Source organism: Hydrogenobaculum sp. 3684 (genome assembly GCF_000213785.1).
In the GTDB taxonomy this organism is placed as follows: Bacteria; Aquificota; Aquificia; order Aquificales; family Aquificaceae; genus Hydrogenobaculum.
Window position 1 is genome coordinate 1,322,069 of record NC_015557.1, and the last position, 25,097, is coordinate 1,347,165.

Below are 25,097 nucleotides of genomic sequence, written 5' to 3' on the forward strand. Positions count from 1 at the left end.
TTTAATTTTACTAAATTTTTAAAAGCCTATCTTATCTATTAAATGGACAAACTTTCCCTTGGTAAGAGTCCATCTTTTCAAGCTCTTGCTCTATCTTTTCCCTTACCTCTAACTTTCTTGAAAATGTACAGTAATCTGGGGCTATCAACCTATCTGGTTCTACTTCGCCGGTTAATCTGTGTATGACCATCGTTTGTGGAAGTATCTCTATGATTCTGGCAGCTCTATATGCATACTCTTCTAAGGTTAAAAGCTTAAAAGGGTTCTCCAGATATTCTCTTGCCATTTTCGTATTTTTGATGATGTGAAGTGGATGTATTTTTACACCGTCTACGTTTAAAGCGGCTATTAGCTTTGCAGTTTCTAAGTTGTCTTCCAAATCTTCTTGAGGAAAACCCACTATAAGGTGAGCGCATATGTTTATACCTTTGTATTTCCTTGTTCTTAAAACAGCATCTACAAAATCAGATGCTCCATGAGCTCTATTTATCCATCTTAAGGTACTAAAGTGAGAGCTTTGAAGGCCGTATTCTATCCATACATCCAATTTGTCTGTATAGGTTTGTATAAGCTCCAATACGTCTTCTGGTACGCAGTCTGGTCTTGTGCCAATATCTATACCCACAACGTTTTCAAATTCCAGCGCCACATCGTATACAGATTTTAGAAAATCTAAATCTCCGTATGTGTTTGAATAAGACTGGTAGTATATGTAAAAATATATGTTATCACCGTATCTTCTTTTAGCTTGGGCTATACCTGAAGATATTTGCTCTCTTAAATCCATCAAAGGTGATATGTGGGCTGGTCTTGTGCCAGTAAGACAATAGGTACATCCACCAGTGGCCTTTGTGCCGTCTATGTTTGGACATGTAAAGGGAAGGGCTACCGTTATCTTTTGCACCCTTCTTCCATACTTTTGCTTAAGATAATCTTTTAACGTGTAAATCCTTGATGATGTCGCTAACATAGGATAAAAATATATATATATTTTTTATTTTTTCACTAATAAAAAACACATTATTGCTGGTTTTTACGATAATAATCTTTAATTTTATAAAAACCCAATACAAGAAGACAAAACAAGCTAAAAGCGTTTGCAAAAATAAGAGCCAACGAGTTTTGTATAATCCCGTATAAAAGCCACAAGCTTATACCAATCGTCATTATAATTAAGAAAAGCCCAGATAACCCTTCGGCACTATTGTGTTTTATCACAGAATAAATTTGGGGAATATAACCAGATGTAGTAAGCGCCCCTGCCACAAGACCTATCAGTTCTACAAAATTTTCTTTCATAAAAGCTTTTGAAACTCTTTTATTACATCTTTATAATCTATATTAAGGCATGCCACATCGCCTCTTTTGCAGGTTTTAGATCCGCAGTATTGACATTCAAGATTAAGGCTTACATAATGCTGTAAAGGGCTTACTTTCCATATGGGGTATGCTCCCAAAAGCACCAAAGAAGGCACATTCAAAAACGTAGCAAGATGATAGCTAAATGTCTCACAAGAAACAAGAGCTTTTGCATCTTTTAAAATGCTTGCGTAAGTATGTATATCTGTAGATATGTATGTGGCAAAATTCAGATTTTGGATAAGCAAACACCACATCGTAGCCTTTAGCATGTATAAACTTCGCCACTTCGTTAAATATATCTATACTTGGGACTTTTGTGGGCACAGGTGCTGTAGGAGATATTACTACATAGGTTTTACCCTTTAGAGGGTTTTCTTTGAAAATCCAAAAATAAGGCTCTACATCAACCTCTTTACCAAAAACAGGGCTTAGTATCTGAAGGGTATTTTTTATCTCATTATCTTTTGGACTAAAAGGAGTGAGCTTGTTGTATATAAAAGATAAAAACTTTTCTTTGTCTTTTTTATACAAAGCTATTTTGTATTTGGCTTTTAAGAGAAAACTATAAATATAAGAAATACCTTTAAAGGAAGTATCTACTAAAAAATCGTAAGAGCCTTCAAAAGAACCAAGTTTATCATTCATAAAATCTATATAAGGGTTTTTTTCAAAAAGCTCTAAACCTTGTTTTGTGGTAAAAACCTCTACTATTGCATCTTTTTGGTGGATTTTTATAGCTTTAAATAGCAAAGCGTTGTAAAGAAGATCCCCATAACCCCTATGAAGGGATAAAACCAAAATCTTCATATATGCTTCATGGCAAAAGCGTGGGCTCCCAAAATCCCAGCATCGTTTCCAAGCTCTGAAAGTGTGATATCTATATGCTCAACGCTTGGGTCTATAGATAGTGAAATAGCTTTATTTTTTATCTCTTCAAACAAAAAGTTAAATCCCATCATAACACCACCCCCTAAAACTATCTTACATGGATTTAACATATTTATCAAACTAGCAAGCCCATAAGACATGTACAAAACAAACCTATCAAAAACCTTTTTTGCAACTTCTGAGTCTTTTTCACTAACCAAATCTTTTAAGCTTTTATTATAACCTAATTTTTTTAAATATCTCTCCAAAGACAAACCCCCGGCGTAAGCTTCAAAACAGCCCCTTTTACCGCAGGTGCATTTTAGCCCATTTGGTTTTAGTTTTATATGCCCTATCTCACCTAAGTTTGAATCACAGCCAAACCTAAGCTCTTTATCTATGATAAGCCCACCACCTATACCTGTACCCACAAAAACACAAGCCCCGTTTTCTACATCTTTTAACCCGCCGTATATGTATTCTCCGTAAGTGATAGCTCTAACGTCGTTTATTAAGATAGTCCTTTTTTTTAATCTATTTTGCACAAGCTCTACAAAATTTATATTTTTCCAGCCTAAGTTTGGTGCATGTTTTAAAATACCTTTTTTCATATCCACTTGACCAGCTATTGCTATAGAAAGTGTATCTATATCCTTATAATGAGATATTATTTTTTCTAAAAGCCCCAAAAACCCTTCAAAATCTTTTGGTGTCCCAAAATCAAGCCTATTTTTTATACTACCATTTTCCACTATCCCAGATTTTATATGAGTAGCCCCTACGTCTAAAGAGAGTATCATGTTATAATCCCTACAGATATTATACCAAATACATAAAAAACTCTTAAAGCTAAAAAGTATAACCTCTGCCCCTTGTTTGTATTAAAATAAACCTATGGATATACAACCACACGATTCATTTTTTAAGCAAATATTTTCTAATCCTAAGAGAGTAAAATTGCTTCTTGATATCTTTGGTAAAGATGTATCTAAAAGTATACATTCTATAACACCTGTTAATACAGAAAAGTTTTCTTCAAAATCTCAAAAGTTTATGCTTGATCTACTTTTTAGCTGCAAGGTAAAAGATCAAGATGCTTATATAAGGATTGTACTTGAACATAAATCTTATCTTGATAAAGAATTACCTATTCAGCTTCTATACTACAACAGTGCTATTTGGGAAGAGGCTATAAAAGAGAAAGATTATTACCCTCCTATTATCAACATTGTTTTTTATCATGGAAAAGGTGAATGGAACATACCTACATCTTTACCGGTATTAGAAGACCAAAACTTAGAAAAATACGTATCTAAGCTAAACTATATACTTATAGATCTAAATAAAATATCTGATGATGAGCTAATAAAAGAAGCCTACATAGATTTTTGCTTTACATCTGCTGTTATTGCAATGAAGCATGTACATGAGAATATAGAAAAGATTAAAGCAGTATTTAGGCCATTGGTGGAATACGTTCAAATTCATGAAGATGAAGAAGGATATCATTGTTTATTTTTCTCATTTAACTATATTTCATATGTGAAAGGTGATACCAAAGAGGCAGAAAACGCCTTGAAAGAACTTATAGGAGGTGATAAGAAAGCTATGACACTGATAGAAAAGTGGATTATGGAAGGATTGGAAAAAGGTAAGCAAGAAGGATTGCAAGAAGGATTGCAAGAAGGATTAGAAAAAGGATTAATTAAGGCTAAAAAAGATGACATCAAGAGTGTTATTCTTGTCAAGTTTGGAGTATTGCCAAAAGAGGTTGAAGAGAAGATAGAAAGTACGGATGATATACAGATTTTAGATGATATGTTAAAAAGGGTTATACTGGCTGGCAAGATTGAAGAGATTTTGTAAGAGATCAACTTCCCTCTACAAGTATGCCACGCTAAATTATTTTTATCTCCTCTTCCGTTAATCCGTAAAGCTTGTAAACTATCTTATCTATCTCATGCTCAAGCCTTTTCACATGTTCTTGTTTTTCTTGATTTGTTTCATAATCTTCAGATTGGGTAAGCGTGAGGATTTGTTCTACTTTTTGGATTATTTGGTCTGCTATGGGTTGGTTTTCTTTTGTGATTGGGGGAAGGGGTAGCTGTTCTAAAAACGCTTTCTTATATCTGTATCCATCTTCTCCTAATCCGCCACCTGCATAGAAAGTTTTAAAGAAAAATGCCACTGGTTTTGAGTTTAAAAGTCCAATTATGTATTTTAAATTTTTTCCTGTCATTAAGAAAGCTGTAGCCTCAACATACATACCTGAATTGTCATATGCAAAACTTGGCTCTCTTACTATTTCTTGCCACACTATCTTTTCTTTTTCAAATTCTTGATAGTATGCTATGTTATCTTGTGTCTCAAACCATTTATTTGATGTCTTTTTGCGATGACCTGGCTTTCCGTCTTGTAATAACCTATCTCCAAAGCTTGCTAAATAATCTTTTAAAGCTGGATAATCGTTAATATTCAGATGTTTTGCTGGAAAAGTCCCAATTATCCACAAGCCCGCCCACTTATACCTGTATTTCTCAATATCTCTACCTCTTAAAACTGGTTTTATAATTTCCTCTGTTCTTTTTCTCTCTTCTTCAGTTTTACAATTTCTTAAAATCTCATTTCTTTTCTCACTATCAATAATAAAAGCTTCATTAAATCCTGTTTTTATTCCATAATAAATCTTTACATCCCAATCTTTTAAAGGTTTTCCTACTTTTTCAATCTTATCTTTTAAACTCAAAACACTTTCATCTCCAAGCGTCCAAGCGTTATCAGAAAGCTTATTTTGATACATCGTTTGCCATGTTCTAAGCTCTTGCCATGTATCTACCTGAGACCAACTATTTAAACGCTCAACTCCTTTCTCAGTAGCTTGCTCAATCAACTTGGATTTGTCTTTTCTTAAATACTCTTCAATATCTTCAATATCACTTTTAACCTCTAAAAATCTAAAAATATGCTCTTTCCTTGGTTTCTGCTTTCTAAAGATCAAAATATTGGTATCCACTGTTTGCTCAAAAACGCTATAACCACTAAAATCTATAATCTCTAAAATAGCTGTTTTTTCTTTTAAAAACTTTCTTAACTTCTCTCCGTACTTTGCCCTCATCCATTTGTTGCTTGTTATATATGCCAAAATCCCTTGATCTTTTAAAAGCTGATAGCCTTTTTCGTAAAAATACACATAAAGGTCTGCCGTTGATGTGAAAACTTCGTAGTTTTGTCTTTCAAGGATCGGTTTAATGGCTTTTATTTTTTCATGTCTTACATATGGCGGGTTTCCAATCACGATATCAAAACCATCAACCACTCCAAACATCCACTCTGGATCAAACCAATCTGCGGAGGCGTTTGGATCGAAGATATCAAAATGAGCTATTTTATCGGCTGTTTCAGCAGGCCATCTATTTTTGATTAGAAGCTCTTTTATTTGCTCTCTTATCTTTTTGTCTTCTTCTTGTAGTTGTATTTTCTCTTTTCTTGATCTAATTCTAAAATATCTATGCCTTAATGATTTTAAGTGTTTTTCCAATTTAACTATCTCTGGGTTTCTAATGCGTCTTTGAGGTGTATTTTCCAATCCTATCAAAGCATTTGCAGAGATAAACTTTGTTTCAAGGTTTGGCAAAGTTAAAATACCAAAGTTTGGTTTAGTTTTATCTGCTTTTTGATCCAATATCAAAGAAATAAAAAATCTCAATTTACTGATCTGAATAGCTATGGGTTGTATGTCTACCCCATATATGCAGTTTTCTATCAAATACAGCTTTCTTGCATAGTCTGGGTAGTTTATGCTTTCGTTAAAATGCTCTTTTACCTCATTTAAAAGCTCTTTCAGAGCGTTTTCATCTTTTGCCATTTCTAATACTTCTTTACTTTCTTTGTTGATCCTATCTACTTGTATTTCATACCAGACTTTATTGGCCGGATCAAGCTTTTGAAGAAGATAAACAAGTTTATGCAATATTCCCATAGGAAAAGCCCCAGATCCACAGGCTGGGTCTATTATCTTTATCTGGTCTATTGCATAGATTAGCTCTTTTTTTAGATTTTCTGGTAAATCTATATTTTCATTAGAGTAAGAAAATAAGTTATCAAGTATTTCTTCAGCTTGTGGTACTTTTGTCTTTAAATACTCTCTTAAACTCTCTTCTACCATGTAATCTACTATCTCTCTTGGTGTGTAGTAGCTACCCGTTGCTTTTCTTGCGGTGGTATTAGTCTCTGGATTGTAGCTTGCTAGTAGATTTTCAAATACCTTGCCAAGAAGCTCAGGGTCAAGGGCTATTTCTTGGTCTATCGGTGTTGCCTCATCTGTGGTAAAGTTGTAGGACTTAAGAATATCTATGAGCCCTCTAACTTTTGCGTTTGCACTCAATTCATATTTAGATAAATCAACTGTTTTCTCTTTACTGCTAAAAAACAATTCATCATCGATTTTAGCCTGCTTTTTCTCATTTCTTGTAAATCCGTCTATATAAATACTGTCTTTATCAAGGCAGTCAAAAAGCCCGCCGTTTATAAAAGGAATGCTTGAAAAAAGCTTTTTCGCCTCTTCTTCATTTATCAAAAATTTATCTTCATATCTATATTTGATTTTTACTCCAAAGTCTTTTCTGTTTGCTGGGTAACCTTCGTTTTTTGCCCAAGCTCTTTGGTCTATTGGTGTGTTTAGTGTTGCAAAAAATAGATTTTGTAAAATTGCATTGTAATAGTTGTTGCTCTTACCAAAATCTTTTACGATGTTTTTTAGCTTTTGTTCATCAAACAAATCATTTGGTACCAATCCTTTTTCTTTTAAAAACCATATAAAAATCAATCTTGTAAGAAGCCTAATTAAACTTTGAGCATTTCTAATCTCTTTATCTTTTTCTGAATATTCAGAAAACTTGACTTTATCCATCGCATAGAAATACCAATTTTGAAGCTCGTTGTAAAATTCTTTGGTTACTGGTTCCACACTAAAGGCGTTTTTTATAGATTCTAAATTTTTAAAATTGCAGTCTTTAAGCTGATTTATGAAGGTTTTGTTTGGAAGTTTCGGATCTATATAAAACGTAAACCTTTTGTAATAACTGTATTGGGCTTTTATGCCATAGGTATTTTTAAATACAAATGAAAGTCTAAACGATCTATCAGAGTAAAATAAAAACAACCCGTAATATTTGTTTTCTTTGTTCAAAAGCTCTTTTGCAATATCAAACTGTTTTTTCTTGCTGGTTCTTTCAGTAAGATTTTTGACCTTCACAGCAAAAACTACCAAATCAGCTTCCCGGTCTTCTAACTTTATATGTCCTAAATATGTTATTTCCTCTATCAACTCTTCATGGTTTTCATAATCGTATACTTGTCTTGGAGAAACGGTAAAATTGTTATCATAAAGATAATTTTGAAAATCTTCCAAAGAAAACGCTTTTGTGAGGTTTTCTAATATCTCTACCATTTTTAAGCACTCTCTTGATTTTCTACACTTATTATAACATCTTCGTTGGATAGATTTAAAAATTTTAGCTGATCTTCTATTTTTCTTAAAAAATCTTCTCCTATTTCGTTTTTTATCTCCTCTAATTTAGAACATACATTTTTGATATCTTTTAGATCTTTTTCTATTTCCACAATTTTTCTTAATATATAATCCGAAAGACTTCCATAATATTCTATATCTTTTTTAAGATCGATAATAAAAGCTCTAAAAGGTTTTAGATATTCATCTTGTGTATTCAACAAACTTTGTAAAAGGTTTAGAGCTTTTGATTCCAAAGAGCTTGAGTTTGATCTTCTTCTTATATAAGCATCTTTGTCTAGCACTATTTCATAATTCTTCCAAAATTTATCTGACAATCTTAAAGATTTTTCACCCTTGTTTGCTTTTATTTTCTCGTAAGCTTCTTCAAAGCTTATGGATTTTGGCTGTCTTTCTTGATAATCTTTGTAGCCCACAAACATATCTTTTCCTTTTCTAATGAAAACAAAAAGTTCATCTTTTTGCCCTTTTTTGGCGGTTTTAACCCTTTTTGGCATATCTTCAATTTGATTTAGTATATCTGGATAAGAATTTTTTATATTTTCAAACTCATCCCTTAGCTTTGTAAAAAAGCTTTCTTCTTCACCCTCTTGATAGGTGTTTAACCTTTTGTATAGCTTTGACTCGGTGGGTTCTTCAGACTCATCAAAGATTTTGGCATCTTCTCCAAGGATATTGTGAATCATAAACATTTTGTTTTGGGCTATCTCCCTTGATCTTACTATATCAGATCCTTTTTCAGTGGGAAAGAAATTGACTATGTAGATCTCATCGTAAACCTTTTTACCTATTCTATTTATACGTCCCACCCTTTGTATAACCCTAACAGGATTCCAAGGTATATCGTAATTTATCACCACACCAGCTCTGTTGAGGTTATAACCTTCAGATAGTTTATCAGTGGCAAGAAGTATGCTGTACTTATCTTCTTGTTCTTTGTTTTGGGCGTCAAAATTTTTGGCTATCTCCTCAAATTTGGTTTTCCCTATGTTGCCATAAGCACTAAGCAATATATTTCCAAATTTAGCTTTTAATATACTGTCTAAGTGTTTTGCCGTATCTATGTATTCGGTAAATATAACCACTTTTCTATTTTCTTTTATAAAAGCCTCGATACCAGATATAAGCCTATCTGCTTTAGGATCATTCTCTGTAAGGTTTAGCTCTTTTATCTTTCTTATAAAATCATCAAAAAGATCAATATCACTTTGTATATCTTCTATAAATTTATCTTTTAGTTTAAACGTAGATAAATCATAAACTTTGTAATAGTTGCTGTTTAGTTTTTCGTTTTTTAAACGATCTTCATAATCTGCGAGCTCTTTTAAAATCTCATCTGGATCTGCTGTAACGATATCTTCCATGAGTTTTCTATCAAGTATAAACTTACCTGATTTCTCAATAAACTTTAAAGCTGTTTCATTTATACGTTTAAAGCTTTTAATACTCTCATAAAAAGATCCAAAACTACTTTCAAATCTTTTCACAAGAAGCCTTCTCATGAAATCGTATAAATTTTTCTGATAAACAAATATAAACCTATCATCTTCAGAAAGTTTGCTATCTTCATTTGTTATACCTTTCTCGTATTTAATAGGCATATATATAGCACCCTTGAAATATCCGCCCTTACTATCATCGTCAAAAGCTCTTATCACCTCATCGTAAAATTTTGATTGCTTTGGTGTTAATTCATAAAACCACTCTATTGGATCTCTTACAATAGGAAGATCTATCTTTTCCTTATAATGCTTTAAATCAAGTCTATTTCTTCTTATTAAAACAGGTTCTACGATGGCTTTTATACGCCTTGCCAACATCTTAGACTTATCCCTTACTTTTTCAATATTTACAGTATCTTCTCCAAAGATCTCTTTGTAATATTTTTTGGCTTTTTTTCGTCTTTCAGCGTTTGATGAGTTGTAGTGTTTCTTGATATAAGAGAGCTCATTAAACAGATCCTCATATTCATCAAATTTTGCCTTTAGATTTTCATCAAGGAGTATCGTAGATTTTTTTGGTATCGTAAAAAGCTTAAGAAGTGAAAATATATCAGATGGTTTGTTGTTAAAAGGTGTAGCGGTAAGAAGCATAACAGTTCTACCTCTACATATCTCTTTTAGCTGATTATAACTAGCGGTGTCTTCGTTTCTAAACCTATGGGCTTCGTCTATAACAACAATATCTATATTGTCTGAGTTTTTTACAAACTGAAGCGCCTCATCGAGCTTTCCAATAGACCACACTTCCCATCCGTAAAGCTCAAAATCTTCCAAATATTTTTTCCATCCTATCGTTTTAGCATCATCCCCTATCAAATGAGGAGGCGATAAAACAATACCCCTTTTACCCATTGCCTTACCTACCATACAAGCAACGATTGACTTTCCAAGTCCCACCACATCGGCAAGGATAACCCCTCCATGCGCTTCACAGCTGGCTATTGCTTGAGATACAGCCTCAATTTGATAAGAGTAAGGCCTATATCCCTTTTTTTCCATAAGGCTTATAAGCTCTTTACCTATATCTTTAGCTTGGTAAGTGTCAAGATAGTTTTTAATAAGATAAACATATGCCACAAAAGGATCTATATATCTTAAAAATGTATTTCTTCTCATGGCGTTTACAACGTCTTCAGCCGATAACTCTATAGCCATTTCCCAATTAGCGTCAAAGTACTCTTCTGCATCTTTAAAACCATAATCTTTTATCTCGACGTTAAACTCGTTTTGGCTTTCGATACCAGCAAGCGTTAAGTTGCTACTTCCTGTTATAAAAAGCTCAGGAGCCCCAGTTTCAGTGGTTTTAAACAAATAAAGCTTTGCATGGTTTGGATCTTTAGTTTTTCTTATTACAAGCTTTCTTTTTTCTAAAAGCTCCACAAAAAACTCAGCTTGTTCATAAATCTCTTTCTTATCGAGTTTTTCATTTGTAAATGCAATTTTTATAGATTCTATAAAATCTCTTATGGTTTCTTCTTTGTTTTCTATGCTTTTAGAAGCCTCATATAAACCAAAATTTCCCTTATCTACGTTTAGACCTACAAGTATCTTAATATGTTCATCTTGAAGCTTTCCATTTTCATACAGCTCTTTTAAAGTCTCATAAAGCTCTTTTATACCAGAAAAATAGAAAAATCCCACAAGAAACTTTAGCTCTTTGCTTATACCAACAAGCTCTTTTAGCCTACTTTGTAAACTTTTATTACCGCTATTTGTTATAAAATTTTGAGGAGAGTGCTTTAGCATTTTTATGTTCTCTTGAGTGGCATTGTTTGTTCCTCAGAGTTGAAATGCGATGGTATCGCTCTATCCATTAAATTATTATATCTTAAAAGCTAAATATATCAAAATTCTGAGGTGTTATAGGTGCTTCTTCTTTGTACATGGTTTTGTCCCAAAAGCCTTCTTGGGAGCAGCCGATGCAACCATGGCCTGATCTTATGGGGAAAGATAGGCCGTTGTACCAGCCAATGGAACTGCAGGCGTTGTAGGTGCTTGGACCTTTGCATCCAAGTTTATAAAGGCAATAACCGGCTTTTGCACCTTCATCGTCAAAGCGTTCGGCAAACTTGTTGGCGTTGTAAAAGTTCTTCCTATAGCAAGTGTCGTGGATTGTCATACCATAAAACATCTTTGGTCTTAACTTGCTATCAAGAGGAGGTAGTTCGTCTTTTAAAAGCATATAAACGATCACACCTGCCATTATCTCTGGTATAGGAGGGCATCCGGGTACTTTTACGATGGGTTTATTTTTGATGATGGTATCTACAGAAGATGATTTTGTAGGATTTGGATAAGCCGCTTGTACACAGCCAAAAGATGCACATGAACCCCAAGCTATAATAGCTTTTGCACCTTCGGCAGCTTCCAAAAGCTCTTCGTTGAAGGGTCTTCCTCCCACCATGCAGCAAGCCCCATTTTCAAACTCCGTAATGCTTCCTTCTATGGCAAGTATGTAGTTTCCTTTGTATTGTTCTATTATTTTCTTTTTATAGTTTAATAGATTTTCACCACAAGAAGCAGATATCAAATCATCGTATTCTAAAGATATCAACGATACTATATCGCTAAACACCGGTGATGAGCTTCTCATCAAAGACTCAGAACAGCATGAGCATTCAAGTCCATGAAACCACAAAACCGGTATCCTCGGCTTTTGTTTTAGAGCTTCTAATATATTGTTTATTTCATTTGGATTTATACCAAGAAGCCCACATATTTTTGTAGAAAAACTTACGAATTCTCTATACCTAACCCCTCTTCCCGTAAGAAAATCATAATAAGTTTCCATATCATTTTATATTTACATACTAAAAGCCTAAAAATAATTAAAAGCTGTTTAAACCGCTGTTTTGAGTGTTTTGTACGCTTTGGGTTATCATGTTGTTCATGAAATTGTAAAGGGCTGATTCAAAAGAGTTTATACCTGTGGTAGCTTGCTGGTTTTCTTGTTTGGATTTTTCAGCAGGTGATACCGGTTCTCCCATAAAAAGTCCAAAAGGTAGAACGCCATCTACCATACCCGCTTGCTGGGCTTTTGGCTGAGGTTGTACGTTGTTTTGCAAAGCGCTTAAGTTAAAAATAGCGTTTGATATATTCATATTAAAACCTCCTTTTAATAAGATAAGTATTTGGCTTTTAAGAGCCATGATATTTCTCATTGTATAAATTAAATTGAGATTTCATATTAAAATCTATGAGGTTAGTTGAAGCTACACAAGATAAAGAGCTAAAGATAAAGGGATACGTTGTAAAAGGTCACAACGAAAATCCAGGCTGGAAGAGAAAGCTCATAAGCATGGGTATAGTACCTGGAGTAAGCGTAAAAATCCTTAGAAAAGACGACAGAAATATGATACTAAAAGTCTACAATTCAAGGATATCTATATGTAACTGCCTTGCGGATAAAGTTGAAGTAGAATGAAAAAAATAGAGCTGGCTTTTGTTGGCAATCCAAACGTTGGAAAATCCACCATAATAAACAACGTAGCAAAAACCTCATTAAAAGTTGGCAATTGGCCGGGCGTCACCGTAAGAAAGACAGAAGCTACATTGCTCTATAAAGATTATGAATTTCATATCATAGATTTACCAGGCACTTACTCTTTGGATTATACATCAGAAGATGTGGCTGTTACCACAGATTTTTTGATAAACAACCCTCCTGATATAATAGTAAATATCATAGAAGCCACAAACTTGGAACGTTCTCTAATATTGACTGCTGAGTTGATAGAGCTAAAAATACCTATGGTAATAGTGCTAAATATGTGGGATGAAGCGTTAAAACTTGGGATAGATATAAATATAAAAAAGCTCTCAGAACTCATAGGCGTTGATGTAATAAGTGCCATAGGTACGAAAGAGGATTTAAAAGACAGACTTTTAGAAAGTATAGTATCTACTTATGAACAAAAGAAAATACCAAAAGACCTAAGATACTCAGATATCACAGAAAAAGCCATAAACGATATCTTATCTTTCTGTGCCGTACCACCCAATAAAAATATACCACCTAGATTTTTTGCCATGAAGATACTCGAGCGTATAATCCCCTGCGATTGTTGCAACGAAATCATATTAAAACTTGAAAACGATTTGAAGGAAAATATCTACGATATACTTAAAAAAGATATATACGGTGTTGCTCACTTTATAAGTTCAAGCGTTGTAAAAAGAAGCTTTAAAGACGAGATAGAATTAACGGAAATCCTCGATAAGTTTGCTCTTCATCCTTTTTTTGGGCTTTTGATATTTGTAGTAGTGATGTATCTAATGTTTAAACTATCTTTTGATGTGAGCTATCCTATATCAAACTGGATAGGAGATTTTGAAAGCTCGTTTTTACATCCTTTGGTTTATAAGCTTTTCCCAAAAGCTCCATACATAGTAAAAAGTTTTGTATCAGGTGCAATATTAGACGGTGTTGGTTTTGTAATAAGCTTTGCACCCCTTGTGGGGGCTTTGTTTGTTGGGCTTTCTGTGTTGGAGCTATCTGGCTATCTTCCAAGAGTACCTATTATTTTTGATAGGTTTGTATCTAAGTTTGGAGTAGATGGACGTGGGATACTTCCTTTTATGCTTGGTTTTGGTTGCAATGTACCCGCTATTATGGCACTTAAAATATTAGAAGATAAACGCTCAAAGCTTATAGTGGCAGCGATGATACCATTTACCAGTTGCCCAGCGAGGTTTGTGGTGTTTGCTTTTTTTGGAGCAATATTTTTCAAAAACCCTGCTCCTATAATCTTATTTTTATACTTACTTGGTATATTTTTTAGCATACTAACGGCTATAGTTATGAACAAGGTTTTACCAAAAACAGAAAGCTTACCAATGATATTAGAGCTTCCTCCTTATAGAAAACCCCCATTAAAGATAGTCTTAAACATAGCCTTTGTAGAATTAAAAGGATTTTTAAAAAGAGCCGGTACTTTTATATTTGCTTCTACGGTAGTGGTTTGGGCTTTTTTACATATCCCCCCAAATACAAATGTAAAAGATACTGTAGCTGGTAAAATAGGTGGTGCTTTGGTATATGTGTTTAAACCAATAGGTATAGAAGACTGGAGAGCCACCACATCGCTGGTACCAGCTTTTTTGGCAAGAGAGATCATAATAAGTTCTATGGGTGCTATATACTCAGCCTCTGCCAAAGAAGATTATTCAAATTTTAATATAGAAAAGTCTTTTAAAGAACAAATGATATCCCTTGAAAACGCTTTAAAAAACACCGCCATAGCCTTTGTATCCCCTGGGTTTTCAAATGTTTTTACAAAAGAAAGCACTGATTCTTCTACCATAAAAGCCATAAGAGATAGCTTAAGCCCTTACGGAGCTTTATCTTTTATGGTGTTTGTGCTTTTGTATACCTCTTGTATAGCTACGGTGTCTATTTTAAAATCAGAGTTTGGAACAAAATTTGCCATGCTTTTTTTGACATACAGCTTCGTTTTAGGATGGGCGGTAGCTTTTGTGATATATAGACTAAGTATGGTGCTTCATGTTTTTTGATTGGGCTTTTGTAATACTTCTTTTAACTTTTGGTATTTTTTATCTTATTAAAAGCCAAAAATCAAAGGCGAAAAAATGTGGTAAATGCCACTAAAAAATCAAAAAGCTAGCGGTGGGGGTCGAACCCACGACCTCGTGATTACAAATCACGTGCTCTGCCGACTGAGCTACGCTAGCTAAGTTAAAGCTAAATTATATCAAATAAAAACAATCTTGTCAATATCTTATTCAAAAACTTTTTAGTATATCTTTTGGATTTAATGCTCTAAATTTTTTACTATAAGCTTAGCGTACTCTTTGGCTCCATAGGGTCTTAGATGCGTTTTGTCATTCCAGAAAAATTCAGGATGATCTTTGCTAAAACTATACCAATCTATTACTTTTACGTTAGGATACTTTTTGCTAGCTTCAAAATATAGATTGTTGACTTCGTTTTGCCATGGATCAGGCATTTTCGTCGTTATGAGATAAACCTTCTTGTTAGAAAGCAATTTTATAAGCCTTTTCAAATCACTAGGTCTAACATAACCATTTGTTCCAAGTTCAATGACAAACACATTGTAATCATTTAAGTTTATACGTTTTAATACATCAAAAACCCTATAGAATTGTCTGCTGACTTTGCCATTTACATATACATGAGGTAAATAACGTTCTAAATAAGGTTTCACATCGAGGATTACGGAATCTCCTATGACTGCAACCCTCAGGTTAGATAAATTAGATTTGTTTTCATGCTTTTTGTAACTGCTATTTTCATCATTAACACTAGGGTGCCATGCGTAAGTATAACGATTTTGTGGTATCTGGTTTAATTGTTGATTGGTATGTGAAAAACCCACATAAGAACAAGTAACTATGATTAAAAAGGAGTTTAATACTAAGCTAAACTTTGTTTTAAAATCTTTATAAGCATCAAAATTCCACCTTCTAAAAGGTTCTTCGATAAAAGTATAAGATATATCCGCTGCCAAAATAGTTAAAATAAATCCCATCATAATAGATGTCAGTATATCATTTTTATAGATTAGAGTCAATATTGTAAAAATAGGATAATGCCATATATATAGCGAATAACTCCTAATTCCAAAATAATGAAGTGGTTTAATAGACATAAGTTTATCAAATATAGGAGATTTTAAAACAGATACTATAAATATTAAAGTGAGAACGTCTACTAAAATAAAAACAAAAGAATAGGTTATTGAAGAGTATTCGTTAAATTTAAAATAGCCAAATATCAAAAGCGCTAAAGAAGTTAAGCCTGTTATGAAAAACATATAATTGTGTTTTGGGATTTTCTGTTCAAAAAAAGCAAGTAAAGCTCCAAGCATAAAAGGGAAAAACCTTGAATCGGTTCCATAATAAACCCTGTTTATATCTTCGTTTAACCTTGCCATGTAATACATGTCTACCATTGATAAAGCAGCTATAATTACAGCCAATATTATGATATATTTCTTGTTTATCCTAAAAAGCAGTGCAAACAAAATGCCCCAAACTATGTAAAATTGCCATTCTAACGACAGCGACCAAAAATGATTGTAAAATAGTATCTGTGTAAATTTTTGAAAGTAAGGAATATGTCTTATTAAAAGCCAGATATTGTATAGATTTAAACTACTGTAAAAAAGCTCTTGTGTAAATAAGTAAACTTTTTTGAGAAATAAAATAAGTATAGTTAGAAGCTGTATTAAAGAAAGAAAAACAAAAGCAGGTGTTAGTCTTAATATCCTTGCTTTTATGAATTTTTTGAATGCTTCTATGGATGTTTTGCTGGATTTGTACTTAGATATCAAAGACTTTGTAATAAAAAAACCCGATAAAACAAAAAAAGATTCCACTGCAAAAAATCCACCTTGAAAAAGCTCAATATGAGTTGGAGTAAATATCAGTATCGAGTGAAAAACCATCACAGAAAACACCAAAATTGCACGAAAACCATCTAAACCGTTAATTTCTGAGTTCATAAAGTCTACCTCCCATCTATGCAAATATTACAGCTGATATTAGCAAATACTGCGCCAACCACATCATATAAATTCCCCTCCTGTTAAACTAATTTTCTAATTCTTTCTTTTTAATCATACCTTTAAACCCATAATCCATAATAAACTTATCTTAATAAACTATTTATCTTATTGATTTCTGACTTAAAATTATATTCTTGAAATGCTAGCTTTGAAAAGCCATACGTGATAGTTGTTAGCAAAAATGCATTTACGATTTAGTGAACTTATACATACAACTTATTTTAAAGCGTATTATAATATTATCTATGATAATGCCGCCTAGTGGTTCTAGTGGTAAAATGTCTAAGTTTGCCAGTTTTATAATGGGCCTTGCTTATGGATACAAAGGCAAACCTGGTATGGTAAAAACATATCCTATGAAAGAGTTTAAAGGTGTTGTCCCAGAAGGTGCTACTGTTTATTATGCCAACAAAAAACTTGATGTAATACAAAAAGAACCTCTTATTTACAATACTCATATAATTGTGGTACAAGAGTTGAAAGACCAGCTTTTGGTAGAAATTTATAAAGACGAGGATTGATATTATGGGATTTTCTAAGCTTTTAAGAGAAGGAATTTGGGATATACATAGCATGGCGGATAGCTCTACCGTAGCCCAAGATATGCAAGAAGCCAAAACCACGTTTGAGGATATGAAAAAGATAACCGCAGGTCTTTACTATATATACAACACGTTAGAAGATGCCATAGAACAAAACAAAGATAACCCTTACGTATCAAAAATATATTATCCGGAGCTTTTTAGAAGAGAGCATATAGTAGAAGATTTGAAGTTTTACTTTGGAGAGAACTACCTTGAGCAGATATATCCAACGGTAGCCATCTTGCTTTATATATCTAGGATTAGCTATGTAGCAAAACATGAACCTATGCTTCTTATAGCCCATGCTTATGTTAGGTATATGGGGGATTTGTCTGGTGGGCAGATGATAAAAGATATGATAAGAAACGCTTTAAACTTGCAAAACAGTGAGGGCACAAGGTTTTACGAGTTTGATAAAATAAAAGATATAATGGAGTTTAAAAGAAATTACAGAGCTTCTTTGGACACATTAGACTTAACAGACGAGCAGATAAAAGCTATCATAGGAGAGGCTAACATAGCATTCTTGTACAACGTAAACTTCTTTAGAGAGGTGAATAGACCAGTTCCTTACCCGGATGAAATAGAGAAGCCTTATCTTGTAAGGGCTTACGAAAAGATGAAATTCGTATAAAATACTTGACTTTTTTTATAAGATTATTTAATATTTTATGACAACTTTTTAAGGAGCGTTTGATGGAAAACGTATGCTGGTACGATTCTAAGATTAGTATACCCAAAGAGGGTTCTTTTATCAAATTAAAAGCCGATAAAACATTGGAAGTACCAAATAACCCCATCATACCTTTTATCCAAGGGGATGGTATAGGCCCTGAAATAACACCTCAGATGATAAAGGTAATCAACAAGGCTATGTCAAAAGCCTACAACGGCTCTAAAGTGATATACTGGGTAGAGGTTTTGGCTGGAGACATGGCAGAGCAAAAAGGCCTTGAGAGGATGCCAAAGGAGACTCTGGAGCTTTTAAAACAAAGTATCGTTAGTATAAAAGGTCCTCTTGGTACACCAGTGGGCAAAGGTGGAAAATCTTTGAATGCCATTTTGCGTCAATCTATGGATTTTTATTCTGCCATAAGACCCGTTTATTGGATGGGCCAGCCATCCCCCATACCAAACCCTCAAAGGGTAAATGTGGCGGTGTTTAGAGAAAACTCCGACGATGTATACATGGCTATAGAGTATATGCCAAAAACAGATGGCTTTAAAAAAGTAAGGGAGTTTTTTGTAAAAGAAATGAGCGTATCAGAAGATGCTATACCAGAAGATGCAGGTATTACGGTAAAGCCAATGTCTGAGTTTAAAACCAAAAGACACGTAAGAAAGGCCTTTAGATACGCTCTTCAAAACGGTAAAAAGCATATAGCGGTAGCGGGTAAAGGTAACATAATGAAAGCCACCGAAGGTATGTTTATGAACTGGGCTTTTGAAGTGGCAAAAGAACCAGAGTTTGAAGGTAAAATAATCACAGAAGGAGAGCCAAAAGAAGGTCAAGCCAAACTCTACAAAGTTATCACAGACCAAATGCTTATGCAACTTGTATTAAACCCAGATTATTACGATGTGATTATCACGCAAAATTTAAACGGCGATTATATCTCTGATTTGGCCTCTGCTTTGGTGGGTGGTCCCGGTTATGTACCCAGTGGTAACATAGGCGATGGCTATGCGCTTTTTGAAAGCACCCATGGTACCGCTTACGATATAGCTGGTAAAGGCATGGCAAACCCACTTTCTATAACGCTTTCTGGCGCTATGATGCTTGAGTATTTAGGCTTTTATGAAGCTGCTGATCTTGTTTATAAAGCTATTAAAAGCGTAATAAACCAAAGAAAAGGTACACCAGATATAGCTAATGGTTTTAAAAAGATGGGCGTAGAAGCTATATCCTTAACTACGTCTCAGTTTGGTGATGCTATCGTTGATGAGATTGATAAACTTTGATTTGAGAGGTGATAGATGAAGCTTACCGTAAGGCAAAAGGAAGATTTTCATTTTGTGGGTAAAGGGGAATCTGGCATAGAAGTCCCCATAGATGCCGCTGGTTATGTAGGTGGTAAAGGAAGAGGTGTAAGGCCTCCAGAACTTTTGTTTCACTCTATAGCTGGGTGTATGGGTATTCATGTATACGAAGCTCTTCATAAAGCCGGTAAACACGTAGAAGACATTGTTGTAAACACAGACAGTGAGAGAAAAGACACGTATCCAAAAGTCTTTACAAAAATTTATTTGGATTTTACGATAAAAGGTAAAGACCTCTCAGAGCAAGATGTAAAAGAGGCTATAGAGACAGCTCTTAACAAAACCTGCAGTATAGCTTATATGATAAACCAAGTAGCACCTATATCTTATACTTTCAAAATAGAAAAGGGGTAAGTCTATGTTTAAAAAGATATTGGTGGCAAACAGAGGTGAAATAGCTTGTAGAATTATAAGAGCTGCAAAAGAACTTGATATACCCACAGTAGCAATATACTCTGAAGTAGAGCCTACCGCCAGACACGTGAAGATGGCAGATGAAGCTTATATGATAGGTGCAAATCCTCTTGACACATACCTAAACGCTCAACTCATAGTGGATTTGGCAAAGTCTGTGGGGGCAGATGCCATACATCCAGGATATGGGTTTTTGGCAGAAAACGAAGGATTTGCAGAGCTTTGTGAAAAAAATGGTATAACCTTTATAGGTCCTTCTGCCGAAGTAATAGCCCTTATGGGTGATAAGGCAAGATCCAAAGAGGTGATGAAAAAAGCGGGTGTTCCTACGGTGCCCGGAAGCGATGGCATATTAAAATCTGTAGAAGAGGCTATTGAAATAGCAAAAGAAATAGGGTATCCGGTGCTTTTAAAAGCCTCAGCTGGAGGTGGTGGTAGAGGTATTAGAATATGTAAAGACGAAGAAGAGCTTAAAAGAAACTATGAAGCCGCTTACTCTGAGGCTCAAAAAGCCTTTGGAAGAGGTGATTTGCTTTTAGAAAAATACATTCAAAATCCAAAACACATAGAGTTTCAAGTATTAGGTGATAAATATGGAAACGTTATACATTTAGGGGAAAGGGATTGTTCTGTCCAAAGAAGAAATCAAAAACTTATAGAAATAGCTCCTTCTTTGGTACTAAACGAAGCAAAGAGAAAGCACTACGGTGAAATAGTGGCAAAAGCTGCAAAAGAGATAGGTTATTACAGCGCCGGTACCATGGAATTTGTATCTGACTTAGAAGGTAACATATACTTTATAGAGATGAATACCCGTATTCAAGTGGAACACCCTGTAACAGAAAGAGTGACCGGTGTTGATATAGTAAAAGAGCAAATAAAGATAGCCGCAGGTCATAAGCTTGAGATAAAACAAGAGGATGTAACCTTCAACGGATACGCTATAGAATGTCGTATAAATGCAGAAGATCCAAAGAAAAACTTTGCTCCAAGCATAGGTACTATAGAGCGTTATTACGTACCTGGTGGTTTTGGTATTAGGATAGAAAGTGCGGCTTCTGTAGGTTACGAAGTTACGCCATATTATGACTCTTTGATAGCAAAACTTATATGCTGGGGTAGAACTTGGGAAGAGGCACTCTCAAGGACAAAGGCAGCTTTAGACACTTATGAGATAAAGGGTGTTAAAACCACGATACCTCTTCTTAAGAAGATTGTAGAAGAAAAAGATTTTAGAAATGGATACTTTACCACCAAGTATTTGGAAGAGCACCAAGAGGTGTTTAATTACGAAGAGCCAAAAGACAAAGAAGATTTTGTAGCTTTTATAAGTGCAGCTATAGCTTCATATCACGGGTTATAAGGAGGTTAAATTATGAAACTTATCGAACAAATGTTGCAAGAACAAAACCTTGAAGTGGCACCACCAAAGAAAATTCTCATTACAGACCTTACACCAAGAGATGGTCAACAGTGTAAGCTTGCCACGAGGGTAAGAACCGATGATTTGCTTCCTCTTTGTGAAAAGATGGATAAAGCTGGTTTTTACGCTGTAGAAGTATGGGGAGGCGCCACTTACGACGTTTGTCTTAGATATCTAAAAGAAGATCCGTGGGAAAGATTAAGACGTATAAAAGAAGTGATGCCCAACACAAAACTTCAAATGCTTTTTAGAGGCCAAAATATAGTAGGCTATAAACCAAAATCTGATAAAGTCGTCAAAAAGTTTGTAGAAAAAGCCATAAAAAACGGCATAACGGTGTTTAGGGTATTTGACTCTTTAAACGACAACAGAAACATCGAAGTGGCTTGCAAAGCTATAAAAGAGTTTGGTGGTGAAGTGCACGCTGAGATTAGCTATACCAAAAGCCCAGTTCATACGCTTGAAAAATGGATGTCTTACGCCGATGAGCTAATAGATTTAGAACCAGATTGGATATCTTTCAAAGATGCTACAGGTATACTAATGCCACTGGATACCTACAACATTATAAGAGGTATAAAGAAAAAAGTCGGCGATAAGATAAAAGTGCTTCTTCACAACCACGATATGAGTGGTACCGCCATTATGAACCATATGATGGCAGTGTTGGCTGGTGTTGATATGCTTGATACTGTTTTATCGCCACTGGCTTTTGGTTCATCGCACCCAGCCACAGAGAGCGTAGTAGCAGCCCTACAAGGTACGCCGTACGACACTGGTATAGATCTTAAAATCTTGGACGAGCTTGCTGAAATCACAAGACAAATAAAGAGAAAATATAGAAAATATGAAACTGAGTACGCTGGGGTCAATGCAAAAGTGCTTATACACAAAATACCTGGTGGTATGATATCAAATATGGTGGCCCAGCTAATAGAAGCAAACGCTGCAGATAAGATGGAAGAGGCTTTGGAAGAAGTACCTCACGTAGAAGCAGATCTTGGTTATCCACCACTTCTTACTCCATCTTCTCAGATAGTAGGTGTGCAAGCAGTTTTAAATGTCATCACCGGTGAAAGATATAAAACCATCACAAAAGAAGTTAGAGATTATGTAGAAGGCAAATACGGAAGACCACCAGGTCCAATAGCCAAAGAGCTTGTGGAAAAGATATTAGGACCTGGAAAAGAGCCTAAGTTTGATATAAGGGCTGGTGATTTAGCAGATCCAAACGATTGGGATAAGGCTGTGCAAGAGCTTGGTCCTTTAGCAAAGTCTGAAGAAGATATACTTCTTTACGTACTATTCCCAATGCAGGCTATGGAGTTTTTAAAAGCCAGAGAAAACGGCGAGCTAACCCCCGATATAGCCATAGATACCACTGATATAGTGGAAACGAAACCAGGTACCGTTGAAAACGCAGCACCAGTGGAGTTTGATATTACTTATCACGGTGATAAATTTAAAGTCAAAGTAGAAGGTGTAGCTCCAAGTCAAGAGCCTGGAAAACCTAAAAAATATTACATAAGAGTGAACGGAAAGCTTGAAGAGATACAGCTTTATCCTATAGCAGAAGCTCTTGTTTCTGGTCAGGCTAAACAAAGTGGAGCTGCTCAAAGCTCTGGTAGTACAAGACCAAGACCAGAGAAAGAAGGCGATGCAGTACCACCTATGCCGGGCAAAGTTTCAAAAATTTTAGTAAAAGAAGGGGACAAGGTAGAAAAAGGTCAAACGGTGGCTATAGTAGAAGCTATGAAGATGGAAAACGAAATACATGCACCTATAAGCGGTATTGTAAAGGGAATATACGCTCAACCCGGTGAGAATATTACACCTGACGAAGTTATCGTAAGGATAGAACCAGCTTAATATTGCTTGGCGCGCCATATATTATGGCGCGCTTTATGATTGAAGATCTTTTTAAGATGAATTGTAAGTATATATTTATTTTGTGAAGTATGTATTTATTGTTTTTAAGTGCTAACTAATTTAGGAGGTGTTTATGGCTTTTAGTCTTGTTATCAAGATTGGTGGAGAAGGTGGAGAAGGTGTAATCTCTGCTGGGGATTTTTTGACAGAAGCCGCTGTTAGGTCTGGTTATCACGTGGTGAATTTCAAGAGCTTTCCCGCTGAGATAAAAGGCGGTTATGCAAATTCCACTGTGAGAATATCAGATGAGAAACTCTATAGCACGGGCGATGGATTTGATATTCTATGCTGTTTTAACGCTGAAGCTTACGCTTACAACAAAAAGCATCTTAAACCTGGTACCGTGCTTGTTTACGATTCTTCAGATTTTGAACCAGAAGAGCATGAAGGTGTAATCATGTACCCGGTGCCTCTTTCTGATATAGCAAAAAATCAGATTAAGGCATATATTACAAAAAACATAGTAGCTCTTGGGGCTCTCACTGGCTTGTTTAATTTACCTGTTGAGTCTTTAAAAGACTCTATAAAAGCAAAATTTTCAAGAAAGGGTGAGAAGATAGTTTCTATGAACTATCAAGCTCTAGAAGCCGGTATAAACTATGTAAAAGAAAATCTTGTTAAAAAAGATGGCTTTGAGTTCCCACCGCCTATAGGCTTAAAAGATGTAGTAATTATGGAAGGTAATCAAGCTGTGGCAAAGGGTTGTGTGGCTGCTGGATGTCAGTTTTACGCAGCTTACCCTATAACACCTGCTACGTCCGTTGGAAACTATATAGTGGAGGATCTAATAAGAAAAGATGGCTGGCTCTATCAAGCAGAGGATGAAATAGCGTCTTTGGCTATGGCCATAGGTGCTTCTTTTGCCGGTGCAAAAGCTATGACAGCCACTTCTGGTCCTGGTCTTTCACTCATGTCAGAACTTATAGGTTATGCTGGTATGACAGAGACTCCTGTGGTAATAGTAGATGTACAAAGGGTAGGCCCAGCTACAGGTATGCCCACAAAGCATGAACAAGGAGATCTATACCACGCCGTTTATGGTTCTCACGGTGAGATACCAAGGGCTGTTTTAGCTCCAATATCTGTGGAAGATAGCTTTTATATGTCTGTTGAGGCTTTTAACTTGGCAGAAAAATATCAAATGCCAGTTATCATGCTTACAGACGCTGCTATGAGCTTAAGGGCTGAGGCTTTCCCAACTCCAGACTTATCCAAATTGAACATTGTAAATAGACTTATCTATAACTCAGAAGAAGATAAAGAGCAAAAGTTTATAAGACATGGAAGATTTTTAAGGTATGCTCTTTTTACCGAAGATGGTATCACACCTATGGGTATACCAGGGGACCCAAACGCCATACACGCTATAACAGGTCTTGAAAGACAAGAAAATTCGGATCCAAGAAACAGACCAGACATAAGAACCTATCAAATGAACAAACGTTTTAAAAAGCTCGAGAAACTCTTGGAAGAAGATTACGATAGGTTTATAGAAATAGATGCTCCTTACAAAGATGCTGATATAGGTATCATCACTTGGGGTCTTACAGCATCCATAACAAAAGAAGCAGTACAAAGATTGAGAAGTAGAGGTCTAAAGATAAATGCCATGTATCCAAGGCTTTTATGGCCAGTAAAAGAAGACGTTTTTGAATTTTTTGCTAAAAGCTCAAAACGTATATTGATACCGGAAACCAACTACTATGGACAATTGGCTACTATCGTAAAAGATAGAACCCATATAAGACCTATATCTTACAACATTTATAGAGGAGAGCCTTTTATACCAAAAGAGATAGAAGATATAGTGGACTTTTTGATGGAAAATCAGGAGATAACAGAAGGAAGATTTACTCCTGAGCATATTTACGGCGAAAAAGCTTACGGATTAATTTAAAG

20 protein-coding genes and 1 tRNA gene are annotated in these 25,097 nt (G+C 34.9%); 10 read left to right on the top strand and 11 right to left on the bottom strand.

Translation table 11 applies throughout. The features are described 5' to 3' along the window. Positions 1–31: 31 nt before the first annotated feature. The 5 genes from HYD3684_RS07060 to HYD3684_RS07080 are packed head-to-tail and all read right to left on the bottom strand — an operon-like array spanning position 32 to position 3,029. A complete protein-coding gene (locus HYD3684_RS07060) occupies positions 32–970 on the bottom strand; it encodes a TIGR01212 family radical SAM protein (RefSeq protein WP_015419976.1) in 939 nt (312 codons plus the stop codon). A 50-nt stretch (positions 971–1,020) separates the two neighbouring features. Continuing rightward, complete coding sequence (locus HYD3684_RS07065) at positions 1,021–1,299, bottom strand: SemiSWEET family transporter (RefSeq protein WP_015419977.1); 279 nt, start codon at positions 1,297–1,299, stop codon at positions 1,021–1,023. Continuing rightward, positions 1,296–1,607: a glycosyltransferase family 9 protein gene (locus HYD3684_RS08350; RefSeq protein WP_148233657.1), complete on the bottom strand. Its 312-nt coding sequence runs from the start codon at positions 1,605–1,607 to the stop codon at positions 1,296–1,298. Before HYD3684_RS08350 ends, HYD3684_RS07065 begins: the two co-directional genes overlap by 4 nt. Next, a complete protein-coding gene (locus HYD3684_RS07075; protein ID WP_015471366.1) occupies positions 1,510–2,169 on the bottom strand; it encodes a glycosyltransferase family 9 protein in 660 nt (219 codons plus the stop codon). The genes HYD3684_RS08350 and HYD3684_RS07075 overlap by 98 nt, the downstream gene beginning before the upstream one ends. Beyond that, on the bottom strand, positions 2,166–3,029 hold the full coding sequence (locus HYD3684_RS07080) for an ROK family protein (RefSeq protein ID WP_015419978.1): 864 nt from the start codon (positions 3,027–3,029) through the stop codon (positions 2,166–2,168). The genes HYD3684_RS07075 and HYD3684_RS07080 overlap by 4 nt, the downstream gene beginning before the upstream one ends. A gap of 94 nt (positions 3,030–3,123) precedes the next feature. Here HYD3684_RS07080 and HYD3684_RS07085 point away from each other — a divergent pair, with 94 nt between their 5' ends. Continuing rightward, positions 3,124–4,095 carry an Rpn family recombination-promoting nuclease/putative transposase gene (locus tag HYD3684_RS07085; RefSeq protein ID WP_015419979.1) on the top strand — a complete coding sequence of 324 codons (972 nt, stop codon included), beginning with the start codon at positions 3,124–3,126 and terminating at the stop codon, positions 4,093–4,095. 31 nt (positions 4,096–4,126) lie between these two features. Here the strand turns inward: HYD3684_RS07085 and HYD3684_RS07090 are convergent, their stop codons facing one another. From HYD3684_RS07090 to HYD3684_RS07105, 4 genes are all read right to left on the bottom strand, one after another. Then, positions 4,127–7,678: a TaqI-like C-terminal specificity domain-containing protein gene (locus HYD3684_RS07090; RefSeq protein ID WP_015419980.1), complete on the bottom strand. Its 3,552-nt coding sequence runs from the start codon at positions 7,676–7,678 to the stop codon at positions 4,127–4,129. Between the two features lie 2 nt (positions 7,679–7,680). Next, a complete protein-coding gene (locus HYD3684_RS07095) occupies positions 7,681–11,007 on the bottom strand; it encodes a helicase-related protein (RefSeq protein ID WP_015419981.1) in 3,327 nt (1,108 codons plus the stop codon). A gap of 82 nt (positions 11,008–11,089) precedes the next feature. Beyond that, positions 11,090–12,052 (bottom strand): hydrogenase small subunit, encoded by a 963-nt coding sequence (locus HYD3684_RS07100; protein ID WP_041112966.1) that lies wholly within the window; start codon positions 12,050–12,052, stop codon positions 11,090–11,092. A gap of 37 nt (positions 12,053–12,089) precedes the next feature. Continuing rightward, positions 12,090–12,422: a hypothetical protein gene (locus HYD3684_RS07105; RefSeq protein WP_237698595.1), complete on the bottom strand. Its 333-nt coding sequence runs from the start codon at positions 12,420–12,422 to the stop codon at positions 12,090–12,092. A gap of 35 nt (positions 12,423–12,457) precedes the next feature. On the opposite strand from HYD3684_RS07105, the gene HYD3684_RS07110 reads away from it, so the two are divergent. Both HYD3684_RS07110 and feoB read left to right on the top strand, forming a co-directional pair. After that, positions 12,458–12,685, top strand: coding sequence for a FeoA family protein (locus HYD3684_RS07110; protein WP_015419984.1), 228 nt, complete (start codon positions 12,458–12,460; stop codon positions 12,683–12,685). Next, positions 12,682–14,775 (top strand): ferrous iron transport protein B, encoded by a 2,094-nt coding sequence (gene feoB, locus HYD3684_RS07115; protein ID WP_015419985.1) that lies wholly within the window; start codon positions 12,682–12,684, stop codon positions 14,773–14,775. The genes HYD3684_RS07110 and feoB overlap by 4 nt, the downstream gene beginning before the upstream one ends. A 104-nt stretch (positions 14,776–14,879) precedes the next feature. Here feoB and HYD3684_RS07120 read toward each other — a convergent pair. Next, positions 14,880–14,952 (bottom strand) — tRNA-Thr (locus tag HYD3684_RS07120). Between the two features lie 80 nt (positions 14,953–15,032). Next, positions 15,033–16,745, bottom strand: a complete 1,713-nt coding sequence (locus HYD3684_RS07125) for an acyltransferase family protein (protein WP_015419986.1) — start codon at positions 16,743–16,745, stop codon at positions 15,033–15,035. A 308-nt stretch (positions 16,746–17,053) separates the two neighbouring features. Between HYD3684_RS07125 and HYD3684_RS07130 the strand changes: the two genes are divergently transcribed. The 7 genes from HYD3684_RS07130 to HYD3684_RS07160 all read left to right on the top strand — a co-directional run bounded on the left by HYD3684_RS07130 (position 17,054) and on the right by HYD3684_RS07160 (position 25,095). Then, positions 17,054–17,329, top strand: coding sequence for a hypothetical protein (locus HYD3684_RS07130; RefSeq protein ID WP_015419987.1), 276 nt, complete (start codon positions 17,054–17,056; stop codon positions 17,327–17,329). Positions 17,330–17,333: 4 nt separating this feature from the next. Continuing rightward, positions 17,334–18,026, top strand: coding sequence for a biliverdin-producing heme oxygenase (locus HYD3684_RS07135; protein ID WP_015419988.1), 693 nt, complete (start codon positions 17,334–17,336; stop codon positions 18,024–18,026). A gap of 62 nt (positions 18,027–18,088) precedes the next feature. Then, a complete protein-coding gene (locus tag HYD3684_RS07140) occupies positions 18,089–19,354 on the top strand; it encodes an NADP-dependent isocitrate dehydrogenase (RefSeq protein WP_015419989.1) in 1,266 nt (421 codons plus the stop codon). A 15-nt stretch (positions 19,355–19,369) separates the two neighbouring features. Further along, on the top strand, positions 19,370–19,786 hold the full coding sequence (locus HYD3684_RS07145; protein WP_015419990.1) for an OsmC family protein: 417 nt from the start codon (positions 19,370–19,372) through the stop codon (positions 19,784–19,786). A 4-nt stretch (positions 19,787–19,790) separates the two neighbouring features. Continuing rightward, positions 19,791–21,209 carry an acetyl-CoA carboxylase biotin carboxylase subunit gene (gene accC, locus HYD3684_RS07150; protein WP_015419991.1) on the top strand — a complete coding sequence of 473 codons (1,419 nt, stop codon included), beginning with the start codon at positions 19,791–19,793 and terminating at the stop codon, positions 21,207–21,209. Between the two features lie 12 nt (positions 21,210–21,221). After that, a complete protein-coding gene (locus HYD3684_RS07155; protein ID WP_015419992.1) occupies positions 21,222–23,138 on the top strand; it encodes a pyruvate/oxaloacetate carboxyltransferase in 1,917 nt (638 codons plus the stop codon). Between the two features lie 133 nt (positions 23,139–23,271). Then, positions 23,272–25,095, top strand: coding sequence for a 2-oxoacid:acceptor oxidoreductase subunit alpha (locus tag HYD3684_RS07160; protein ID WP_015419993.1), 1,824 nt, complete (start codon positions 23,272–23,274; stop codon positions 25,093–25,095). The last annotated feature ends 2 nt before the right edge of the window (positions 25,096–25,097 follow it).